Origin of the sequence: Collimonas arenae, from assembly GCF_000786695.1 — a bacterium.
Lineage (GTDB): Bacteria > Pseudomonadota > Gammaproteobacteria > Burkholderiales > Burkholderiaceae_D > Collimonas > Collimonas arenae_A.
This window is the reverse complement of record NZ_CP009962.1, coordinates 2509870-2532832: the sequence shown is the minus strand read 5'-3', so window position 1 is coordinate 2532832 and position 22963 is coordinate 2509870. Positions and strand designations below refer to the sequence as shown.

General features: G+C 57.2%; 17 protein-coding genes. 6 read left to right on the top strand and 11 right to left on the bottom strand.

What is annotated here, in order from left to right; genetic code table 11:
* Positions 1 to 26: 26 nt before the first annotated feature.
* Positions 27 to 1043 carry a GGDEF domain-containing response regulator gene (locus LT85_RS11265; RefSeq protein ID WP_038488677.1) on the top strand — a complete coding sequence of 339 codons (1017 nt, stop codon included), beginning with the start codon at positions 27 to 29 and terminating at the stop codon, positions 1041 to 1043.
* Between the two features lie 161 nt (positions 1044 to 1204).
* On the opposite strand, the gene LT85_RS11260 is transcribed toward LT85_RS11265, so the two are convergent.
* Entirely contained in the window at positions 1205 to 2149 is a 945-nt protein-coding gene (locus tag LT85_RS11260; protein WP_038488674.1) for a cation diffusion facilitator family transporter, read from the bottom strand.
* Positions 2150 to 2189: 40 nt separating this feature from the next.
* A complete protein-coding gene (locus LT85_RS27525; protein WP_081992274.1) occupies positions 2190 to 2486 on the bottom strand; it encodes a zinc ribbon domain-containing protein in 297 nt (98 codons plus the stop codon).
* Positions 2487 to 2652: 166 nt separating this feature from the next.
* Here LT85_RS27525 and LT85_RS11250 point away from each other — a divergent pair, with 166 nt between their 5' ends.
* The 3 genes from LT85_RS11250 (at position 2653) to LT85_RS11240 (ending at position 5013) form a co-directional block, all read left to right on the top strand.
* A complete protein-coding gene (locus tag LT85_RS11250) occupies positions 2653 to 3096 on the top strand; it encodes a CHRD domain-containing protein (RefSeq protein ID WP_038488668.1) in 444 nt (147 codons plus the stop codon).
* A 97-nt stretch (positions 3097 to 3193) separates the two neighbouring features.
* Positions 3194 to 3829 carry a hypothetical protein gene (locus LT85_RS11245; protein WP_038488665.1) on the top strand — a complete coding sequence of 212 codons (636 nt, stop codon included), beginning with the start codon at positions 3194 to 3196 and terminating at the stop codon, positions 3827 to 3829.
* Positions 3830 to 3906: 77 nt separating this feature from the next.
* Positions 3907 to 5013 carry a patatin-like phospholipase family protein gene (locus LT85_RS11240; RefSeq protein WP_253273717.1) on the top strand — a complete coding sequence of 369 codons (1107 nt, stop codon included), beginning with the start codon at positions 3907 to 3909 and terminating at the stop codon, positions 5011 to 5013.
* A gap of 18 nt (positions 5014 to 5031) precedes the next feature.
* On the opposite strand, the gene aroQ is transcribed toward LT85_RS11240, so the two are convergent.
* Positions 5032 to 5547 carry a gamma subclass chorismate mutase AroQ gene (gene aroQ / locus LT85_RS11235; RefSeq protein WP_253273716.1) on the bottom strand — a complete coding sequence of 172 codons (516 nt, stop codon included), beginning with the start codon at positions 5545 to 5547 and terminating at the stop codon, positions 5032 to 5034.
* A gap of 163 nt (positions 5548 to 5710) precedes the next feature.
* Between aroQ and LT85_RS11230 the strand changes: the two genes are divergently transcribed.
* Both LT85_RS11230 and cls read left to right on the top strand, forming a co-directional pair.
* The gene (locus LT85_RS11230) at positions 5711 to 7855 is read left to right on the top strand and encodes a site-specific recombinase (RefSeq protein WP_038488657.1); all 2145 of its coding nucleotides are present in this window, start codon (positions 5711 to 5713) and stop codon (positions 7853 to 7855) included.
* A 351-nt stretch (positions 7856 to 8206) separates the two neighbouring features.
* Positions 8207 to 9556: a cardiolipin synthase gene (gene cls / locus LT85_RS11225; protein WP_038488655.1), complete on the top strand. Its 1350-nt coding sequence runs from the start codon at positions 8207 to 8209 to the stop codon at positions 9554 to 9556.
* A 210-nt stretch (positions 9557 to 9766) separates the two neighbouring features.
* Here the strand turns inward: cls and LT85_RS25400 are convergent, their stop codons facing one another.
* From LT85_RS25400 to hutU, 8 genes are all read right to left on the bottom strand, one after another.
* The gene (locus tag LT85_RS25400; RefSeq protein ID WP_052135087.1) at positions 9767 to 13381 is read right to left on the bottom strand and encodes an autotransporter outer membrane beta-barrel domain-containing protein; all 3615 of its coding nucleotides are present in this window, start codon (positions 13379 to 13381) and stop codon (positions 9767 to 9769) included.
* A gap of 446 nt (positions 13382 to 13827) precedes the next feature.
* Positions 13828 to 14628, bottom strand: a complete 801-nt coding sequence (gene hutG / locus LT85_RS11215; RefSeq protein WP_038488652.1) for an N-formylglutamate deformylase — start codon at positions 14626 to 14628, stop codon at positions 13828 to 13830.
* 57 nt (positions 14629 to 14685) lie between these two features.
* Positions 14686 to 16077 carry a formimidoylglutamate deiminase gene (locus LT85_RS11210; RefSeq protein WP_038488649.1) on the bottom strand — a complete coding sequence of 464 codons (1392 nt, stop codon included), beginning with the start codon at positions 16075 to 16077 and terminating at the stop codon, positions 14686 to 14688.
* Complete coding sequence (gene hutI, locus LT85_RS11205) at positions 16074 to 17309, bottom strand: imidazolonepropionase (RefSeq protein WP_038495881.1); 1236 nt, start codon at positions 17307 to 17309, stop codon at positions 16074 to 16076. The genes LT85_RS11210 and hutI overlap by 4 nt, the downstream gene beginning before the upstream one ends.
* Positions 17310 to 17374: 65 nt before the next feature.
* The gene (locus LT85_RS11200; protein WP_052135086.1) at positions 17375 to 17944 is read right to left on the bottom strand and encodes a HutD/Ves family protein; all 570 of its coding nucleotides are present in this window, start codon (positions 17942 to 17944) and stop codon (positions 17375 to 17377) included.
* Between the two features lie 21 nt (positions 17945 to 17965).
* Entirely contained in the window at positions 17966 to 19513 is a 1548-nt protein-coding gene (gene hutH / locus LT85_RS11195) for a histidine ammonia-lyase (RefSeq protein WP_038495879.1), read from the bottom strand.
* A gap of 93 nt (positions 19514 to 19606) precedes the next feature.
* Positions 19607 to 20947 carry an MFS transporter gene (locus LT85_RS11190; protein ID WP_038488643.1) on the bottom strand — a complete coding sequence of 447 codons (1341 nt, stop codon included), beginning with the start codon at positions 20945 to 20947 and terminating at the stop codon, positions 19607 to 19609.
* Between the two features lie 94 nt (positions 20948 to 21041).
* Entirely contained in the window at positions 21042 to 22742 is a 1701-nt protein-coding gene (hutU, locus tag LT85_RS11185; protein WP_038488640.1) for a urocanate hydratase, read from the bottom strand.
* Positions 22743 to 22963 lie beyond the last annotated feature (221 nt).

Genomic DNA, 22963 nt, shown 5'->3' with positions numbered 1-22963 from the left:
ATAGTGAATCCAGATACGGAGTATTTATGTATAACGAATTAAATCTCGATACCGATCAACCGCCAGACGATTATCCGGTCATGGTGCTGCTGGTTGACGATCAGGCCATGGTGGGCGAAGCCGTGAGACGCGCCCTGGCCAACCAGATCAATATCGATTTCCATTATTGCGCGCATCCCGACGAGGCGATCGAGGCCGCACAACGGACCCGACCCACCGTGATCCTGCAGGATCTGGTGATGCCCGGCATCGACGGCCTGACTTTGGTGCGCCAGTATCGCGCCAATCCCGGTACCCGCAACGTGCCGATCATTGTGCTCTCGACGCGCGAAGATCCCGCAGTCAAAAGTGCTGCATTTACCGCCGGGGCCAACGATTATCTGGTCAAGCTGCCGGACACCATCGAACTGGTGGCGCGTATCCGCTATCACTCGCGCTCCTATGTGAACCTGTTGCAACGCGACGAAGCCTACCGCGCGTTGCGGCAGAGCCAGCAGCAACTGCTGGAAACCAATCTCGAATTGCAACGGCTGACCAATTCGGATGGCCTGACCGGGCTCGCCAACCGCCGTTATTTCGACGAATATTTCAGCGCCGAATGGAAACGTGCCGAACGTGAACAAAGCCCGCTTTCGCTGCTGATGATCGACGTTGACGATTTCAAGCTGTACAACGACACCTACGGACATTTGGCCGGCGATACCGCCCTCAAGCAAGTTGCGGAAAGCATCGGCAATTTTGCGAGGCGCCCTACCGATCTCGCGGCCCGTATCGGCGGCGAAGAGTTTGTGCTGGTGCTGCCGTCGATGTCGCGCGAGCACATGGAAGCTCAGGGCGACAAGCTGCAAGCGGCAGTACATGCCTTGAACATCGCCCATGCGTCGTCCAGCAACGATACCAGGGTCACTATCAGCATTGGCGGCGCCAGCATGATGCCGCAACGCGGCAGTTCACAGGAAAAACTGGTGGAAGCGGCCGACCAGGCGCTCTACCGCGCCAAGCGTGGCGGCAAGAACCGGGTGGAAATCGCGCAAGAAACCTGATTGCGCAGATCTAGGGGACACGACTCGGCATCCTCGACTCGCCCCCTGCGAATTACGCCGCGCTCTTCCGGCCGATGGATTCCAGCTTGTGCGCGGCCTGCATGCGCGGCCCTTTGCGAGCCTAGATGATGACGTCTCAAACAGATCCGTCAATGACAGCTTTATCCATGCACATGCGATTCATCATGCGATTGTCCCGGAGCGCTGTAATTGCAGCCATCCTCTGTATACGCGCATGGCAAAGTCTCGAATTGCAGCGTGGTGTGATACACGGAAAATTGCGAGGCCAGGATTTCCTTCAGCGCCGGGAGCAATTGCTGCTCCGCAGAGTAAGCCGCATCGTAGACCACATGCGCCGTCAGGCTTGCCTTGCCACTGGTAACCGCCCACAGGTGGAAGTCATGCACACTCACCACACCCGGTACCGCGCGCATCGCCGCCTGGACTTTTTCGATATCCATGCCATCCGGCACGCCTTCCAACAAGATATTGACGCTTTCCTTCAACAACACCCAGGTGCGCGGCAGCACCCAGACACCGATCAATACGGCAACGGCGGAGTCGACCCAGGTCCAGCCTGTATAACGAATCAGCAAGGCGCCGGCGATAACCCCGACCGAGCCCAGCATATCGCTCCAGACTTCAAGATATGCCCCTTTGACGTTCAGGCTTGCATCCTTGCCGCTGCTGAGCAGGCGCATGCTGATCAGATTGACGATGAGGCCGACAGTCGCGATGATCAGCATGCCGGTCGACTGGATTTCGGCCGGACTGCGAAACCGTTGATATGCCTCGTACAAGATATAGATCGCCACCAGGAACAGCAACACGGCATTGAAAGCCGCCGCCAATATCTCAAAGCGATGATAGCCAAAGGTACGGCGTGAATCCGCCGCCCTTTTTGCGATACGGATCGCTGCCAGCGCGATCGCCAGCGCCATCGTATCGGTCAGCATATGGGCGGCATCCGAGATCAGCGCCAGGCTGCCGGTAACCAGGCCGCCGATCACCTCGACCACCAGGAAGGTCGAGGTCAGCCCGAGTGCAATCCAGATAAATCTTTCGTTATCGCCGCTAGGTAAGGCATGTGTGTGGCCTGCGCTCATGAACGATCCTTAAAATGTGGCTTGGAAGTAATGTACAGCGTTATTGCGGCATGCCACAATTACCGCAGAATTTCGCTCCGGCGATTTTTACAGCACCACAGCCACCGCAATTTTTCGGCAGCAGCGCGTTGCCGCATTGCTGGCAAAAGCGGGTCCCAGCCTGATTACCTGCATTGCAGTTGGCGCAGATGTTTTGATTGGCGGCGCTGTTCCCCCAATCATTCCGCAGACCGCCGCCATGCGACTGCGCCCTGCCGTGATGCTTCCCGCCTTGCTGATGAGATGTATTGCCGCCATCGTGATGCCCCCGGCCCAGCAGATTTTTAAAGAAACTCATTTGATGCTCCTTCACGGTTAAACAATTTGTGCTTTTTTGTCATGCATGGCGTCATTTAAAACCCTGTAGCTACTACAAGGTCAAGCACATACATAAAAGATTCCATAAAGCCCAAAGCGGACTACACTGTTAATTGCTTCTCCCCAAACAAAACCAAGGAAAACAAATGACTAAGCTGCTAAAAAATCTAAGGCTATCGTTATTCGCTTCTATCACCCTGGCTTTATTGCTGGGAGCATGCTCGACGATGTCGATGGATCAAAGCCATACCAGCGAGGTGACTTTGGATGGCGCCCATGAAGTACCGCCAACCGGTTCAGCGGCAAGCGGCAGCGGCACCATCATGATTGCAGCAGACAAATCCGTGAGCGGCACCGTCAATACGCGTGGCATACAAGGCAAAGTGGCGCATATCCACGAAGGCGCGCTTGGCAAGAACGGTCCGGTACTGATCCCTTTGCAAAAAACAGGGGATGACACATGGGTAGTGCCAGCCGGAGCCAAGTTGACCGATGCGCAATATGCCAGCTACATGGCCGGGAACCTGTATGTCAACGTCCACAGCGCCACTAATCCGGCCGGTGAAATTCGCGGGCAATTGCTGCCTTGATCCTGGCATCCGGTTTCATTTAGACTGTCACACTGCCCGCCAGGCTGTCGCTGCGTAGTTGGCGCCTGGCGGTCAACCAATTATTTTCAACCCACGTATGCATCCAACCGCCCGGATTTTTGCCGCCTTCCTACTTGCCATCGCGCTGGCCAGTGCGGTGCTGTATGCGATTGACCGTTCCATCACTCCCGCCAACGGAAAAGGCCCGGCTCCGGTTACCCAGGCCAAGGCAGATGCCGCCTCCCCTGTCCCCGCCATACACACAGCAGATCCCGTAGCGCCTGTGAAAGCGCCGGCGCCGGTCGCCGCCAGTAGCGCCCCAACGCCGCTACCGGCCGGCGTGCAGCCAACTGTGGCCGGTAACACTATCGTCAAATGCAGCATCGACGGCAAGATTGTCTATACCGACAAAGGTTGCCCCCAAGGCAGCAAGGCCAAGTCCTTGCAAATCATCGACAATGCAGTCATTCCGGGCTATGACCGGACGACGGTTGAAAATGCCTTTCGTCAGCAGCCGCCGGTCCAGGCCCAAGCCCGGCCAACTCCCTCAGGCGGGGTTATCGAACCGGTCACGTCGATCAGCACCGAACCGAGCGTCGATTGCGTGGCGCTGGGACGGCGTTATGACTGGCTGAACGGCATGAGCCATCGCCGCCAATTGCCACACGTGCGCGATCACATGCGGCGCGAACGGGATGAGCTGCAAACCAGGATGTTCTGGGCGCATTGCTAGCGCCTTACCGCACACCATCCATTGATGAAATAAAGACGCTTGTTATTTGTGCTGGAACTGGTGCACTATTCCCGTCCATGAATCGAACTGAAAAATATCAATGCTGCATGGTGATGGCCGGCGGCGGCTTTCGCTTTGGCTACTATCTAGGCATGTATGCAGCAGCGGTGGAAACCAATAACAAGCCGGATCTGCTGCTGGCCAGTTGCGGCGGCGCCATTGCGGCAGCAGTTATCCAAGCTTTACCCGACGATGCGCAGCGCAAGGCTTGGGTCAGTTCGGCGGCGATGTACCAGTTTCTATGCGGATTGCAATCTACCCCCAAGGCAGCTATCGGACGCGCATTTATCCATGCCGTAAAGCGCCGTCTGAATATACGGCCCGCCCCGTTGATTCCGGATTTATTCGACGATTATTTTTTCGACATCCCGTCGCAATTGCCCTTGCCCTCTCCAGTATCGCAGACAGAAAACCCACCCGCCGTCGCCATCATCGGCGGCAAGATGCTATTTTCAAAGGATGAAGTCGGACAACAAAGAGACCAGCGCAAATTGTTTACTGAAGTGGTATTCGGCAATCCACATACCGCAGCGCTACTACAAGGCATGCACTCTCCCCTAAGCGATACGAAATGGGGACAGAACGCCATCGCTCAACAGTTACAGACCGATACCGGCATGCCGCTCAGCGATGCCGTGCGGATTTCCATCTCGGACATGTATTATTTTCCCTGTCACGCGCATCAGGCCGAGCATTACACCGGCGGCGTGGTGGATCTGTTTCCTATCGAATTGGCTAAACGCCTGGCGCAACGCGTGATCATGGAACTGAAAGCGCCGTTCAACCAGGCGCTCTCTGTACCAGCCTGGCGCACGGTACTTGGCATCGACGCCAACCACAGATTGCGCCACGTACATGGTCAACATGCCGACGTCTGGATCGACGCCTCCGATGTCGACGGCCTGTTCGACAAGCGCGGCATGCAAATGAAGGTCTCCTGGATCAGAAACCGCTTTAGCCTGCTGATGCCGGCGCGCTACGAAACCTATCGTGAAGATGTCGAGGCCCAATGGCAGTACGGCTATCAACGCGGACTGGAAGCGTTTTCAAATCCTTCGCCCAATTACAAATTGCATATGCGCCATGCAACCCGACACAACCGGGGCCATCCTGCCACTGAATGAAAATCTGCGATCGTCCGGCTAGTTAGAAAACAAACCCGCCACCGCCATCCGGCGCGGCAAACCATCAATATCGCCACGCACCAGCGTAAGCGAGCGGGTTTCGATATAAGCGCGCATGCCCGGCGCCACCAATAAAGACTGCATCTGATGCAGCGAAGCGATCAATTGCGGCGTCAGCTGGTCCAGCACAGGCCGTACATCGCGGCCAAGATCTGGGGCGTCAGTGAACTTGCCCATGCCCTGCCGCCGCCATTGCGCGTGCAAGCCTAGCTGCAAGGCTTTGCTGGCGTCGAACTGGGCCTGGAAGAACCTCCGCACAAAAACCGCGTCCAAGCCGCTAGCCTGCGCCGTCACTGCATCCAGGATCAGTTGTTCACGCGGAGGATCGTTGATCGCTCCACCGGAATTCCATTTGGCCTTGGCTACCATGGGTGCGACATCCAGGCGCTGGTCGATCAATTGCAGTAGGTGATCCGCTTTCGCCGCATCGGCAGGATCTGGCCCCGGCGTCAGGTTTTGGCATGCCGTCAGCAAAAACAGTAGGCACAGGACAGCAAGAAATTGGCCAAAAAAATGTTTATCAGCAGTTCTCATATGTCCTTATTTAACATTTCTACACATAACAATCGTTCCCATCAAAAACCGGTTTGGTTAAACTGAACGTACACTATCGACTTTGCTTTTTATAAAACTTTACATGCTGTCAACACTAAAACTCATCGCCGCCGATCACAACTCTGACAATATCGATCATTTGGTGGCCTTGATCAATACATTGCGCCCGCGCAAACCGGAGTTCGCTGCAGAAGCGGCCGAGAACCTGCGTATCCTGGTACAGTTGCTGCATGGCGAACCCGCCCAGGCTAGCGCCTTGCGCCATTATGTCCTAAGGCTGTTTTCCACGCGACGCCAGATCAGTCTGTACACCGACACCGGTATCTTGCCGAACGCTGGTTTTTTTACCGAACTGTTCCAGCGCTTGTCGTTTCGCATGCTGCCTCCAGCGCTCGATGAAAACTATCTGCGCGATTGCCTCGACCGCCTGCTGCCAGCCGAAACCGACTACGTGTGGATCAATGCCATACCGACTGCGGACTGGCTCGGTTTTTTTGACCTGCTAAGCCATGCCGCGCCATACACCGACGCGGACAACAACGCTGCCAGCGAGGCCATCGACCGCCATAAGACTATTGGAGAATTGCTGGAAGCGATCCAGACCTTGTCTTACCGCATCAGCGCCATGGGCCTGGAGCCGGCGCTGTTGCGGCTCTATCCCAGCATCGACGAATTCGAATCGCCGTTCCTGATGCAAAACGTAGAATTGCATCTGTATCTGAACAGTTATCGGCATCACCTGGCGGCCGCAGATTCCCAGGTGCCGCTGGCCGATCTGCCGCCACTGGAAGATGCCCGCCACCTGTCGGTGATGCTGGACCAATGCGATACCATCGTCCTCAAGATCCGCAAAAATGCCCTGCGCATGGGCAGTAGCGTTGCGCTCACCTACCTGCTGGTCAGGCTGGAACAAAGCATCGCCCGCCTACGCAAACTGCTGAACCTGGTCGATGTCGGCGAAGTCAGCATCAGCGCGCCGAACACCGAAAAATGGGAGGGTCCGGTCGACCTCCATGAAGCAGAGGCGCTGGCTAGCGTGAAGCAACTGGCCAAGCGCACCCAGGCGCTGGAATTGGGCCGCGAGCTGATCGAAGGCCATAACCGCAAGTACGCGGTACGCGAACTGTTCGCAGACAATATCAACCTGCTGGCGCGTAATGTCACCGAAAACGCCAGTCGCACCGGCGAGCACTATATTGCCGAAGACCGCTCCGAGTACGGCGCCATGTTCCGCTCGGCCTCCGGCGCCGGGGTCATCATCGGCTTCATGTCGATGTTGAAGATCCTGGCTTCCTACCTGCGCGCTGCGCCGCTGGTCGAAGCATTCTTGTTCAGCATGAATTACTCGGTCGGATTCATGCTGATCCACATACTGCATTTCACGGTCGCCACCAAACAACCAGCCATGACCGCCTCGCGCATCGCTTCCGGGCTGCAAAGCCGTGACGGCAGCAACATCGACATCGACAGCCTGGTTGAGCTGATCGTCAAGGTGATACGCACGCAGTTCATCGCGGTGGCCGGCAATCTGTTGCTGGCGTTTCCTGTGGCCTACCTGATCGCGTTCGGCTATCACGCCTTGTTTGGCCACCATCTGGTGACGCCGGACAAGGCTATGCATCTGTTGCACGATATCGACCCGCTCGCCAGCCTGGCGCTGTTCCATGCGGCGATCGCCGGCGTCTGCCTGTTTTTGGCCGGCCTGATATCGGGCTACTACGATAACAAGGCGCTCTACACTCACATGGCGAAGCGGGTGACGCGCGCGCGCTGGCTCGGCAAACTCTTGGGCAAGCCGCGCCTGGCCCGCTTCGGCGAATACCTGGAGCGCAATCTTGGTGGCTTGATGGGGAATTTCTACTTCGGCATTCTGCTCGGCACCATCGGCACTATCGGTTTCATGCTCGGCTTGCCGATCGATATTCGTCATATTACGTTTTCGGCGACCAACTTTGCCACGGCCCTGGTTGGCCTCGATAATCACATGAGCTTGTATACCGCCGTCATCTCGGTAGTCGGGGTGCTGGCCATCGGTACGGTCAACCTGTGGGTGAGTTTCTCGCTTGCGCTATTCGTCGCCCTGCGTGCGCGCCAGGTGCGTTTCCAGCATGGCTTGATCTTGGCGAAGGCGGTCTTTTCACGTTTCCTGAAAAAGCCCAAGGATTTTTTCATTCCGCCCAAACGCGTTCCCATCCAGGAGGAAGACGAGAAGAAAACCAGCGCCTAGTTGGACTGTAACAGTGAAATAGGGGGTGAAGGACGCACAGGCGGCGTGCAGGGCAAGCGGATGGCCGCCCCCAGCGATAGCTGGCTATCGCGAGCATTTGCAACGCCGCCATGCGCGGCTCCTGTGTGGCAAGCACTCTCGATTTCACTGTTGCAGTCCACAAGTGTAGTGATTCGCACTCTTATGTATCGACGAGTGTGAATCACCGCACCAGTGATGTCGGCGGGCTATCTTGCGTTATGCTCGTTTACCCCAGCATCAATCAAGCAAAAATCGATACAACAAGGTAGTATCCGAACGGCAATACACGAAGAGCAATCTCATCAATGCGCGCGCGACATATGGAGCTACATGTTGAATAATCAGCTGCAGTGGCGTTTGCCGCGCCCTCTGCGGTTCTTCTTGGCGGTATTACTGGGCGTCCTGGCAGCAGCCTGCTCCACCTTGCCAGACGTCAGCAATTTGACCGCCACGCTACCCGACATCGCCACGTCTCACGCCGGCACGATGGATCCCTCATCCCAACTGAACACGCTGGCGGCCATGGAAGAAGCCGTCACTGGCAGCCCGCTCATCAAGGGTAACAAGGTCACCTTGCTATTCGATGGCCCACAAACCATGACGGCGATGATTGCGGCCATCGAAAATGCGAAAAGCACCATCAATTTTGAAACCTATATTTTCGACCAGGACCAGCTTGGCTTGCGCTTTGCGGATCTGCTGATCGAAAAGCAGCGCGCGGGCGTCCAGGTCAATATCATCTATGACAGCGTCGGCAGTATCGGTAGCTCTGTTGATTTTTTCGACCGTATGCGTGCAGCCGGCATCAAACTGGTTGAGTTCAATCCAGTCAATCCACTCAAACGCTTCGGTCGTTGGCAGTTGAACCACCGCGACCATCGCAAGATTCTGGTGGTGGATGGCAAGGTCGGCTTCACCGGCGGCGTCAACATCAGTGCGGCGTACGCCAACAGCTCCTTGTTCCGCTCGCGCCGCAAATCCAGCGAAGGCCCTGTAGGCTGGCGCGACACGCATGTGCAGATAGAGGGTCCGGCAGTCGCATCCTTGCAATTGTTGTTCATGCAAACCTGGGCCACGCAACATACGGAAGATTTGCCAGACCTCGCATATTTTCCGACGCTAACGCCAGCCGGTGACAAGACGGTACATGTACTGAGTACTCAACCAGACGGTGACTACAATCTATATAAAGCCTACATCCTGGCGATTCAGCAAGCGCGCAAAAGCATACACATCACCACCCCCTACTTCACACCCGACCGGCAACTGGCGAACGCACTGATCGCCGCCGCCCGGCGTGGCGTCGACGTCTCCTTGATCCTCCCTGGCGTGACCGATATCGGCTTGGCGTTCCATGCCGGCCAATCGTTTTATACGCAACTGCTCAGCGCCGGCATCCATATCTACCAATTACAGGTTTCCGTGCTCCACGCTAAAACCGCCGTCGTCGACGGCATCTGGTCTACGGTGGGCTCGGCTAACATGGATATTCGCAGCTTCCTGCACAACTACGAAGCCAATGTGGTGGTCATTGATGAGCAGTTTGGCCATCAGATGGAAAAGGCGTTCCGTGAAGATATTCGCGGCTCTGAGCAGATCACACCGGAACAATGGCGGCAACGGCCGTTTTCCGATCGGGTAAAGGAGTGGGCGGCTCGTTCGATAGAATATTGGTTATAGACCCAGGCCCGCCCACCTAATAAAATACTTAGAGGCTGTTGCAAACACACCTGACGTTGTTGCCCTTGCAGGGCGCGCCCGGGCTTGCAAGCCCGGGGCGTTCCGCAGGCAGACGACAATGTCGTCTGAAAACCCCGCTACACCCTTCTCGCCGTACTACTCGTACTGTCTTCGTCGGAGCGCCTAGCCATCTGTGTTCGCAACAGCCTCTTAGAACTTCAACCGTAAGCCAAGGCTGCCGCCGATGCCGTTATACTCCCTGCCTTGACCGCCGATACTGAACATGCCGTCGAGGCGCGCATAGATGCTGGTGTTTTGCGTCATCTGCGCTGTCATGCCGATACCGACCTGCCCCCAACTGGTTCCCGATTTGGTTTCGATACCGCCCGCTGTTCCATCTTCGCCGTAGGTCACTGTGTTTTTCGCCCCTGACAAGTTAGACCAAAGATTAGCGTGCAGGTAAGGCTGGAACAGCCTGCCTCCATCTTTCCCGGTATGCTGCAACCGCGCGCCGATACGGCCCAGCAGTGTATTGCTACTGCCAAACCTGACCTCGGAAGCGATGTCAGCCGTACGATCGAGCGACACGCCCTGCCACATCAGCTGCGCTTGCGGTTCCAGGCTCCAGAAGTTGCCCAGGTCAATCGGATAGCCGCCTTCTATCGACATCAACAAGCCCGATCCTTTGATCTTGATACCGGTGTTGTCGGTAGAGGCATTGCCACGGTAAGCGGTAGCTTGCAACACCGTGTCGACATACCAGCCAGATGGTCCGTAATGCGTCCAGTAAGCGCCACCGCTCCAGCCGTCCAGTTTGACCGCACCGGTACGCTGCCGCACATTGCCGGTCGGATTGAGCGATGCATTGATGGCTAGGCCGGAGACATAGCTGTCAGCATGCGCAACGCCAAAATATACGCCTGCATGGTCGCGACTCCCAGCGGCGTCCTGCCGGCGATAGACGTCGGTGCCAGCCTGGAATCCTGAGATGTTGGTACTGGCGGAAGATCCTACCTGGTTGGTATATTTTTCGCGTGAATCCTGGGCAATCACGCGGCCCCATGCACCATTGACGAAGGGATCCTGGGTGACGCCATCGGCCCGCAGGTTTTCCTGCTCACCGACGCGGCCGTGCAAGGTGCCTAGCGTGACCTGACCAAGCCGCATTGCAGTCGGCATCACCGTGCTATAGACCGACCTTTCGGGGCCATACAATTGGCCCCGGTCTGGCTTGATCTCTGGCTTGATCTCTGGCTCGGGATTGCTCGGGTCGACGGGCTTGAGCTCTGGCTCAGGCTCACCCGGCTTGACAGGTGGGTCGACTGGCTTGGGCGTATTCGGATCGACAGGAATTTCGTCAAGCGTGCTGCGCAAGTACCAGTTATCCGCCTGAGCGCTGCTGGCATTTCCTTTGAAGAGGAAATAGTCATAACCGCCGGCACGCACTATCCGGCCCAGCTTGAACGCGTCCGCTGTACTGGTGCCACCATTGACGGCCTGCACTACCATGATGCCGCTATTGGTTTGCGCTCCCGCACCACCCATGTTATTCACCAGCAGCGCCGTGTGACCGCTGGCATGGCCGCCGTCGATGATCAGCTTGTCGGTCGGCGATTTATCATCGCCTAGCCGGGTATTGATGGTAATTTTTCCGTTGTTGCCGACATAATTGTGCGTGGTAAGTGCCTTAAAACCAGCGTTCGGATTGACGCCGAAATTGATGCGACCGGCATTGGTGAGGGTATCTGTCACCGTCGAGCTTCCACTCAGGGTCCATTGGCTGCTGTCATCGATGTTGACACTGCCGACGCCATGGGTGGCGCCGGTCATGGACGCAGCATTCAGCAAACTAACATTCGCTTGCGCCACGGAAGGGTTAACGAAGACATCTCCGTTTAGGGAACTGTTATCCAGACTCAGGTTCAGTGTGCCGCTATCCACCACGACATTGCCACTCTTGAAATTTGAGCCGATGGCGTTAATGTTCGCAACGCCCATTGCGATCGTTGCCACTGAACCATCCGGTTTGGCGATAAGCGCATCCTTGACTCGAATGACATTCCCGTCTGGGGCCTGCAGCGCGACGCCTTTCAGGCTGATGTTTGCGCTGCCTCCCGCCACCGCCAAGGCATTTCCGCTTTGCACATTCAGCGCACCGCCGACGACGGTGACACTGTTGTTGTTGATCCCGTCCATGCTTGCGCCTATCCGCAACGCATCTCCCGCATCACCATTCACTGTGGTTGCCGTCAGCCGGGTGATGGCGTCATTACGACTGTCAACTCCAACACTGGCGGCACCGCTGGTATTGATGGCGCTGCCGGAAATGAACAGCTGCGTGCCGGCGCCGGTCGCCACCGCTCCGCGGCCACCATTGGCGCTGGCGATAAGCAAGGTATCGTCCGCTACACTGAGCGTGGCGGCAGATGCGTAAGCAGCAACCCCGGCCGCACCGTTGGCGGTGATATTGCTAGCGGCTATATTCAGCGTCGCACCACTGCCCGCGAACACGCCGGCTCCCGACGGACCGTTGGTGACAATGCTGCCCCCCGATATGTTCAGCTCGGCTCCTGAACCGGCATAAGCGCCATGTGCCTGTCCGTTGACAACAATGTCCGCATCCTTGACGCTCATCACGGCATGCATCATTTTGCCAGTGGAGTAATCCATCGAGTCTTGGGCATACACACCATGCGCGCTCGCACCATTGGTGGTGACAGTCCCGCCCGTAAAATCGATGCGGCCACCGAAATTGACCACGCCAACCGCACTCTTGCCATCCGTCTGTATATGGCTATTGTTCAACGTCATGCTGCTGGCGGCATCCCATATGTTCAAGCCGCGCGCACCATCACCCATGGTATGCACAGTCACTCCATCAAAAGTAACATTCGCATTTTTGTGAATATTGACACCGTAAGAATGGTCGCCAGCGGTGGTAATTTGTGCTCCTGTCAATTGACCGACTGCCATGGTTGTCGAGGTACCCGATCCAGCTGCAAAAAAGGTCACGGCATGATCCTGACCTGTCTTTACTATGCTGCCGCCATTCATCTCGAACGTGCTTCTCGCGCGTACTTGCACCGCTGCCAGCGGCCCGCCCTGGACAATGTTCACTTGATTCAGCCGGGCTCGAACGTCGTCAGCCAGGTCCAGTGCATAGCTGTTCTCAGCGCTTACTTTGGTCCCGGTCAGGATGGCGGAAGCGCCGTCATACAGTGAGACGGAAGACGCGCCTATGCCGACAGTTGAAATGCTGCCTCCATCTATCGCCAGGTGCGTACCATTACCCTTGCCATAGATGCCGTGAGCATATCCTCCTGTCGTGGCGATCGTACTGTCCAGCAAGCTGATGCCGCCACCGGTGCTGACAAAGGCGCCATGTGCCGCAGTACCGGCTGTAGAGACAGCGACGCGGCTGCCGACGACAAAGGAAGGATTCTTGCCTCCGGCGGCTTGCAGGGCGACGCTACGATTCCCTGCAGTCGTTACCGAACTGCTCTTGCCGGTGGCCGCATTATCCCAGTGGGCATTCAAGAAAATGCCCGCGCCATCGTCGGCCCATACGGCGATTGCATCGTTGCTGCGCGTGGCGAACGATATCCCGTCCAACGGCAGCGCTGCGCCGCCGATCATATGAATCGGATTATCTACCGCCAGCGTCGCGCCGGCAGTCGTTCCCGCTACGCCGAACAGAAAAACCCGTCCCAATTTTGCCAGCGGGCGCTTTGCGCGAGCAGATTTTCCTTTGGCCTTGGTCCGCTCCGATACGGCGACCCATGCGCCCAGCACCTCGTTCCAGATAATTCGATAAACGTTGTTCATTTTTATGCCTAAAAAAATACCGCCACATCACAGTAACGGTGCGGGAAATCAATCATAGTTATCAATATTGCAATTTATTGATTATACGATTGTTACCTACATTTTTAGTAATAAAAAACCAATATTAAGAAAAAGCTGATAATTGGAAATATCCCTTCAGGTCATCGGTGCGATCTGAGTTTGTTGATTTGGATATCGTGGAAAGAAACAGAAATCGAGTGAAATCTTGCGAAGCGGGAATTTCACGCCGTTATAGGAAATGCAGACGATACGTTCAACGACTGGAGGGCAAGATCAAACCAGTCATTTCAGTTCTTGGCCAGGCGGCCATGGTCTGATTTGCGAATAAGCGCAGAACGTAATTGGAGTGAGGGCAGGTAAAAAACTGGCGCGCTAAGCCTGTGCGACCAGCGCGGCCAAGGAATATGTGAAAACACAAGCAGGTCTTATAGCGCGTGAGTCCCGGCCCACGCCAGCATAACTTCAAGAAAGCGGCGCAAGGTCGGCTGCACCAAGGCGGCACGTTGCGGGTCGAAAGCAAACGGCAACTGCTCTTCCATATAAGTGATTTGCGCCTGCTCAAGCTGGACCGCATGGATGTTCTGCTCCGGCTTGCCGTAGTGGCGCGTGATATGACCGCCCTTGAAACGGCCGTTCAACGCGTGGCTGTAACCAGACGCCTCAGCGGCGACTTGCTGCAGCTGCTGCGCCAGTTCCGGTGCACATGAAGCACCCGAGGCTGTGCCCAGGTTCAAATCCGGCAGACGTCCCTCAAAAAAACGTGGCACCACCGACGCGATAGAGTGCGCATCCCACAACATGGCGATGCCATGTTCGGCGCGCATGCGCTGCAGCTCCTGTTCCAGTTGCTGGTGGTACGGCTGCCAATATAGGGTAACGCGGCGCTGTATTTCAGCGTCGTCGGGATTTCTCCCCACTTGATACAGTGGTTCCTTGTGAAAGGTATCCACAGGACAAAGGCCGGTTGTATCCTGGCCCGGGTAGAGATTCACATTATCCTGAGGGCGATTGAGGTCGACCACATAACGTGAATGGGTCGCCACCAACACTGAGGCGCCGAGTTCTTCCAGAAAATCGTACAGCAACGGCATATGCCAATCGGTATCGGCGATGTCCAGCGCCGGCGCGCTCATGTTCTTCCTGATGTCTTCGGGAATATGTTCTCCCGCATGCGGCATAGACACCAACAGCGGCAGGCTACCACGATGAAATATGAATTTTTCCATAAAAATCTCTGTAAATTTTACAATGCGCGTTTTCCGTGCAGGCGTAGCCAAATTACTTCAAGCAAGCAATTTTTTCAGTGTATTCGCATAGGCAGAAACGCTTTGTTCCTGCAGGCGATGTTTGCGGTCATTGATGACCCAATGCCCTCCCACCATGACATCCCGCACGGGGGTCTGTCCGTGATGTGAAAATACAAAACTGTCCAGCAACTGATCGCCAAGCTTACTCTCCACATCGGCGTGCTGCTGGTCCAGCACCAGCAGATCAGCACGTTGCCCAACCTGCAGCCCCGCCACCGGACGACCGCTGGCCGCAGCGCCGCCTTGCAGCGCCTGCCGGTACAGGTAAGAACCGACCGAAGTCCCTTGATTACCCACCAGCACATTGCGCTGACCGTGTTGCAGCCGCTGGCTATATTCATACAAGCGCAGCTCCTCGCTGACGCTGGTGCTGATATGGCTATCCGAGCCAATACCCCAGGCGCCTTGCGCAGCGGTGTACTCGACGCCGTTGAAAATGCCGTCACCCAGATTGGCTTCGGTTGTCGGACAAATACCTGCCACAGCGGCGCTACGCGCCAAGCCCCGGGTTTCTTCAGGCGTCATATGGGTAGCGTGCACCAGGCACCAATGGTAATCGACCGACACATTATCAAGCAGCCACGCCACCGGCCGCGTACCTAGCGCAGCGATACAGTCTTCGACCTCTTTGCGCTGCTCGGCGATGTGGATGTGGACTGGCGTCTGCGGGTCCCATTGCTTGAGCGCAGCCAGCAAACGCTGTAACGATTGCGGCGACACTGCGCGCAAGGAATGTGGCGCAACGCCGTAGCGCAGGCCCGCATGCTGCGGATGCCCGGTTTGGAGCCGCTGCAGCACATCCATGATCCATTCCGGCGAATTGATGAAACGCGCCTGACCGGCATGCGGCGCCTGGGCGCCAAAACCGCTGTACTGATACATCACCGGCAGCAAAGTCAGGCCGATGCCAACTTCCTGCGCTGCCTCGATCAGGCACACCAGATTTTCCGTCGGATTGGCATACGGCTTGCCGTCCTTGTCGTGATGCAGATAGTGAAATTCACAGACCGAAGTGTAACCGGCTTGCAGCATTTCAATATACAGCTGCACCGCTACCGCCTTCAAGTCTGCGGGCGATAATTTTCCGGCAAACTGGTACATCAGGGTGCGCCAGCTCCAGAAACTGTCGCTCGGATCGGAACGATATTCGGTCAGTCCCGCCATCGCCCTTTGGAAAGCATGCGAATGCAGATTCGCGATGCCGGGCAGTACCGTCGCGGCGGCGCGCGGGGCAAGCGCCAATACTTCGGCGTCCGGTTGAACAGCTGTGAGGATGCCTTGCTCATCCCACTCCAGCAAGACGTTGTTGCACCAGCCTTGCGCTAACAAGGCTCTGTCGGCGATCAATTGCCTGATGACCGGTTTCATGACCATGCTCCTTTTTTCGACGCCGGACTCAGGCGGCCGGCGCGCACGATCGCATCGCACGGATTGAGTCCGGACCAATAGGCCAGTTCGGCCAGCGACTCCACGTTCCAGAGGACAAAGTCAGCACCCCGCCCTGCTGCCAGCAGACCATGCTGGCCGGCCTTGCCCAACGCCAGCGCGGCATGAGATGTAACGCCCATCAACACTTCCGCCGTTGTCATGCGGAACAGCGTGCAAGACATGTTCAGCATCAACAGCAAGGATGTGGTCGGCGATGTACCGGGATTGCTGTCAGTGGAGATTGCTATGGGAATTTGATAGCGCCGCAGCAGTTCCAGCGGCGGCAGTTTGGTTTCGCGGATAAAGTAATAGGCGCCCGGCAGCAACACTGCGACTGTGCCGCTCTCGCGCATTGCCTGCACATCTGCTTCGCCCAGATGCTCCAGGTGATCCGCCGATATAGCTTTAAAGCGCGCCGCCAAGCGGGTGCCGCCAATATTCGAGAGCTGGTCGGCATGCATTTTTACAGGCAGCCCGAGCTTGCTTGCTGCAACGAATACTCTTTCGCTCTGCGCCACCGAAAAGCCGATGTTTTCACAAAATACATCGACCGCATCGACCAGCCCTTCCGCGTGCAGCGCCGGCAGCATCTCGTCGCACACCAAAGTTATGTAATCGTCGGCGCGGCCCTGGTATTCCGGCGGCAAGGCGTGCGCGCCAAGAAAAGTGGTGTAGACCGTGACTGGATAGTGTTCACCGAGACGCCGCGCAACCCGCAGCATCTTGCGTTCTGTCGCCAGATCAAGCCCGTACCCGGATTTTATTTCAATGGTCGTCACGCCTTCGGCCAGCAAGGCTTCCAGACGCCGCGCCGCCTGCCCGAACAGATCGTCTTCATCGGCCGCGCGCGTAGCCTGCACGGTCGAGACAATGCCGCCGCCATTGCGCGCGATTTCCTCGTAGCTGGCGCCGGCCAGACGCAAAGAAAATTCGTCGGCGCGGTTACCGCCGTACACCAGATGAGTGTGACAGTCGATCAAGCCTGGCGTAATCCAGCGATTACCGGCATCGTGCTGCGGCCAGTCTGCATTGTTGTACTCGGCAGGCAGATCGGCCGCGCTGCCGATCCAGGCGATCAGGCCATCGCGCACCGCCATGGCGCCGTCCAAGATGACTTGCGCAGGATTACCTGCCGGGGCAATCCTGGCGTTGGTCCAGATACCATCGCACATATCGTTGCACATATCGCCGCAGATACCGTCGGCTTGCCTGGTTTCACTATGCGCCATGTTAATTCCTATTGCAGATTGATATTGACGCCAATCAGAATACTGCCAGCGCTCAAAGAACGCAGGGACACTCTACCCGATGGTGCTTCCCAGACAAGACTCTGACGCGAATCTAGCGTGGCGTGCTCGCCATCTTCAGTCAAGACGTCCCAGCGGCCCCGCGCACAAAACAGCAGATTGCATCCCTGCGGCAGATTTTGGTCGCCGCGCCAGATCTCTACGGCGCCGATAGCAGCGCCGCGCCGTAGCATCAGATTAAAATCTTGGCAGGCACCACCTTCCAGCCGGGCGCTGATCTGCGCTTCGCCCCGAAAACGGTGCGGCTGCAACAATGACAACAAAGCGTGATTGCCGCTATCGTCAAGCAGTTGCATGCCCTCGCCTTCGAGCAAAGTGATGATCCGGTCGACGCCGGGAAAACTGGAAAAGGCACCAGACTGGCTGACGTCGGCAATACTCACACGCCACACAAAGTTGTCGAATGTGGAAGCCGCCGGATAGCTGTATAGCTCTCGCGTAATGCCACCGCCATTTTTCCATCGGGTGGCAGGCAGGTCTTCGAATTGGATTAATTTCATTTTCAGACCACTATTTTCGATTTACCGAGCGTACAGATCGGCAAACAAGGCTTTGCAGCTATCGCTGACTGCGCCTTGCAATACCAACTGCTTGGAGGCTTCGATATCCGGGGCAAAGAAACGGTCCTTGTCGTAGAACGCTACCTGCTCACGCAAGCGTTGTTGCACCTGTTTCAGCATCGGGGAAGTCGTCAGCGGCTGATGGCAATCTACGCCCTGTGCAGCGGCAAGCAGTTCAATCGCAACGATGGTTGCTGTATTGTGCGCCATTTCATGCAGGCGACGGCCAGCAAAGGTAGCCATGCTAACGTGGTCTTCCTGGTTAGCGGATGTGGGCAGGCTGTCAACGCTGGCCGGATGCGCCAGGGACTTGTTTTCCGAGGCCAGCGCGGCGGCAGTCACATGGGCAATCATGAAGCCGGAATTGAGGCCGGACGACTCGACCAGGAACGGCGGCAAGCCGGACAGCGAAGAGTCGATCAACAATGCAATACGGCGCTCGGACAAGGCGCCGACCTCCGCAATCGCCAGCGCCAGCGTATCTGCGGCAAACGCCACCGGTTCGGCATGGAAATTGCCGCCCGAAATGACTTCGTCGTGTTCCACATAGATCAGCGGATTGTCAGTCACAGCATTGGCTTCAATCAGCAAGGTGCGTGCAGCATTGCTGATGATGTCGACACAAGCCCCCATCACCTGCGGCTGACAGCGCAGGCAGTACGGGTCTTGCACACGCTCATCATTGACCAGGTGCGATTGGCGGATGACGCTGCCGCTCAGCAGCTGGCGATAAATCTTCGCAGTGGCGATCTGCCCTGGCTGACCACGCACTTCATGCACGCGCGGATCGAACGGTGCATCGCTGCCGCGTGCAGCGTCGACCGCCAGCGCGCCGGTCACGGTGGCCGCTTCCAGCACCCGTTCGGCCAGGAACAAGCCATTCAGTGTCAAGGCGGTTGAGACTTGCGTGCCGTTAATCAGCGCCAGGCCCTCTTTGGCCGCCAGCACGATTGGCGTGATGCCCGCCTTTGCCAGCGCGTCCTTGGCATCGACCAGCTTGCCATCCACCCTGACCTGGCCTTCGCCGAGTATCGCCAGCGTCATGTGCGACAAGGGCGCCAGGTCGCCGGAGGCGCCGACCGATCCCTTGACCGGAATGCAAGGCATGATGCCTGCGTTGTAAATCGCCAGCAAGGTATCGATGACTTGCGCACGGATGCCCGAAAAACCGCGCGCCAGGCTGCCGATCTTCATGGCCAGGATCAGACGCACTGCGGCGTCGTCGATCAAATCGCCGGTGCCGACCGAATGCGACAGGATCAGATTACGCTGCAACAGTTCCAGTTGCTCGTCCGGGATGCGGGTTTTGGCCAGTTTGCCAAAACCGGTATTGATGCCATAGGCAGCATCGCCGCGCTCAACGATGCGCGCCACGGTGGCCGCAGAAGCGTCGATTGCCGCATAAGCAGATGGCGGCAAAGCCAGCGGAACAGCTTCAGTCCAGATGCTGCGGATTTCTGCCAGGGACATTTTTCCCGGCTGCAAAGTCAACGTTGTTTTCATGGTCATTTCTTTCAAAAGATAGCGCGAAGAATAGTGCAAAAATAGTGTAAAAATCAGCAGGAACAATTATGGAAAAACAAAATCAATTTCGGAACAGGCTCAGTCCAGCGGCAGACCCGCCTTGTCTTGTATCAAGGGCAGCGACAGCAAGGCAATCACGGCGCAGCCGATGACATACCACGATGGTGCAAGATTGCTGCCGGAAAGCGCCATCAGTTCGGTCGCAAAAAACGGTGCGAAGCCGCCGAAGATGGAAACGCCGACACAATACACCACCGACATGCCGGTAACCCGTACCGGCCGCGGAAACATTTCCGGCAACATGACCAGGCTCGGCACCGCAATGAACGTTGTCAGGAAGGATAGCAAGGCAATGATCGGCAACAGTGCGTTGAGACTGGGATGCGCATTGATGATCGCGAATGCTGGGTAAATGACCAGAACCAGCAACATGCAGAATGCGCCGAACACTGCCTTGCGGCCTACCCGGTCAGACAATTTCCCTGCCAGCGGCGCGACCACGGCGGCGACCGCGGCGGCAACACAGGCCGCGGCCAGCCCGGCGGACATCGACATATGCAGTATCTTGGTGGCGTAAGTCGGGATGTAGTACAGGGTAATGTAGATGGCGGCGGTACTTCCCATGGTAAGCAGGATACCGGCGACGATCTGCTTTTTATGCTGCGCAAACACGGAGCGGATGACCCCGCCATGTGTCTGTTTGCCGGCGCCTGCGGGACCGTCGTCAAGCGTCTCATGCAGATTACGGCGAATGAAGACACCCAGCGGCCCCATCAGCAGACCGATCGCAAACGGAATGCGCCAGCCCCAGCTTTCCAGCGATGGCGTGGTCAGGATCGCTGTCAGCAGCAAACCGGTCAGCGCGCCCAGCAAGGCGCTCAGGTTCTGGCTGACTGCCTGCAAGCCGCCGTAAAACCCGCGCGAACGATCGTCGGCATACTCCATCAGCAAAGACGTCGAGGCGCCGATCTCGCCGCCCAGGGCAAAGCCCTGGATCAGGCGTGCCGCCACGATCAGCGCGGGGGCAGCCAATCCGATCTGCGCATAGGTGGGCGCAAACACGATCATCGCCGAACCCAACGCCATCAGTTGCAAAGTCAGAGTCATCGCCGCCTTGCGACCGGCGCGGTCGGCATAAGCGCCCAGCAGCAGGCCGCCAACCGGCCTTGCCACAAAGCCGATACCGAAGGTGGCTGTCACCAGCAGCAATTGGGCGATGTCACCGGTCGCGGGGAAATACAATTTGCCGATGATGATGGCGAAAAAACTATAGGAGGTGAACTCGAAGTACTCCAGTCCATTACCGATGGTAATTGCCGCAACCGCTTTGGCGCGTTTGATCTTCCCTGCAAGCGCCAACGGACGCACCGGCTCTGCTCCGGCATGCGCAAGCGCCGCACTACCCTGACTTATTTCCATACCTTGTCTCCTGCACATTGCTGAATATGCCGCGCCGTTGCCTGGTACTTTTCATGACTACCTTTACAACGGCGCAGGGCTGATCGCGCGGCTATCAGCGATTGATCATCGGCAAATTCAGATAATGGCGTTTGGCGCATTCAATCGCCGCTTCATAACCGGCATCCGCATGGCGCATGACGCCGGAAGCGCAATCGTTGACCAGCACCCGCGCCAGACGCTTGGCTGCTGCTTCAGTGCCGTCGGCGACAATCACCATCCCCGAATGTTGCGAGTACCCCATACCGACGCCACCGCCGTGGTGCAAGGAAACCCACGTAGCGCCGCCGGAAGTATTCAGCAAGGCGTTCAGCAACGGCCAGTCGGAAACCGCATCGGTGCCATCCTTCATGCTTTCGGTTTCACGATTCGGGCTGGCGACCGAGCCGGTATCCAGGTGATCGCGGCCGATCACGATCGGCGCTTTCAATTCGCCGGTGCGCACCATTTCGTTGAAGGCAAGGCCGGCGATATGGCGCTCGCCCAGGCCCAGCCAGCAAATCCGCGCCGGTAAGCCTTGGAAGGAAATGCGCTCACGCGCCATGTCGAGCCAGCGATGAACGTGTTTGTTTTGCGGGAACAGTTCCTTGATCTTGGCATCGGTCTTGTAGATGTCTTCGGGATCGCCGGACAGCGCTACCCAACGGAACGGTCCCTTGCCTTCGCAGAACAACGGCCGAATATAGGCCGGTACGAAACCAGGAAAATCGAAGGCGTTCTTGACGCCGTGATCGAACGCTACCTGGCGGATGTTATTGCCGTAGTCGACAGTCTTGATGCCCATTGCATGGAAATCCAGCATCGCTTGCACGTGCTGTGCGCAGGATGCGGAGGCATCTGCAGTCAGTTTGGCCTGTTGCGATGGGTCGTTTTGCGCCGCCACCCATTGTTCGACGCTCCAGCCGATCGGCAGATAGCCGTTGATCAGGTCATGGGCGGAAGTCTGGTCGGTCACCAGGTCCGGCTTGATGCCGCCGGCCTTGGCGCGCTTGACCAGTTCTGGCAGTACTTCGGCGGCATTGCCGAGCAAGCCGATGGAAATCGCTTCTTTGCGCTCTGTATGATATTTGATCAGCTCCAGCGCGTCGTCCAGGTTCTTGGCTTGCTTGTCCAGATACCGGGTGCGCAGGCGGAAATCGATGCTTGACTGTTTGCATTCGATGGTCAGGGAAGCTGCGCCGGCCAGCGTAGCGGCCAGTGGCTGCGCGCCGCCCATGCCGCCGAGGCCGGCGGTCAGGATCCAGCGCCCGGACAGGTCGCCGCCGAAGTGCTGTCGCCCTGCTTCGGCAAAGGTTTCAAAGGTACCCTGGACGATGCCCTGGCTGCCGATATAGATCCAGCTGCCGGCGGTCATCTGACCGTACATGAACAAGCCCTTGCGGTCGAGTTCGTTAAAGTGCTCCCAGTCGGCCCATTTCGGCACCAGATTGGAGTTCGCCAGCAAGACGCGCGGCGCGTCGGCATGGGTCTGGAACACGCCGACCGGCTTACCGGACTGGATCAGCAGGGTTTCATTGTCACTCAGGTTGGTCAGGGTTTCGACGATCTTGTCGAAACAAGCCCAGTCGCGCGCGGCCCGGCCGATGCCGCCGTACACTACCAGGTCGTTCGGCCGCTCGGCCACTTCCGGGTCGAGGTTATTCATCAACATGCGCAATGGCGCTTCGGTCAGCCAACTCTTGGCTGTCAGTGTGGTGCCGCGTGCGGCGCGGATGGTGCGGCTAGGGTCGCGCCGTGGATCGGTATTGGTAGTCATGCTGGCCTGTCTCCTTAAAAGTGTCTGCATGTTGATCGTAACAAGATCGCCTGAAAACAAAACATCAAGTGGTATAGTCAAGTAAGATATAATGTCTATACAACTTAGTCAACCGAATTTACGTATTAATTTGACGTACATGCGTGACGTATTGCATGACGTATATACGGTAGAAGCCTTTTGCCACCCCGAATCAGGCCGGATCCGTTAATCTGTAAGAA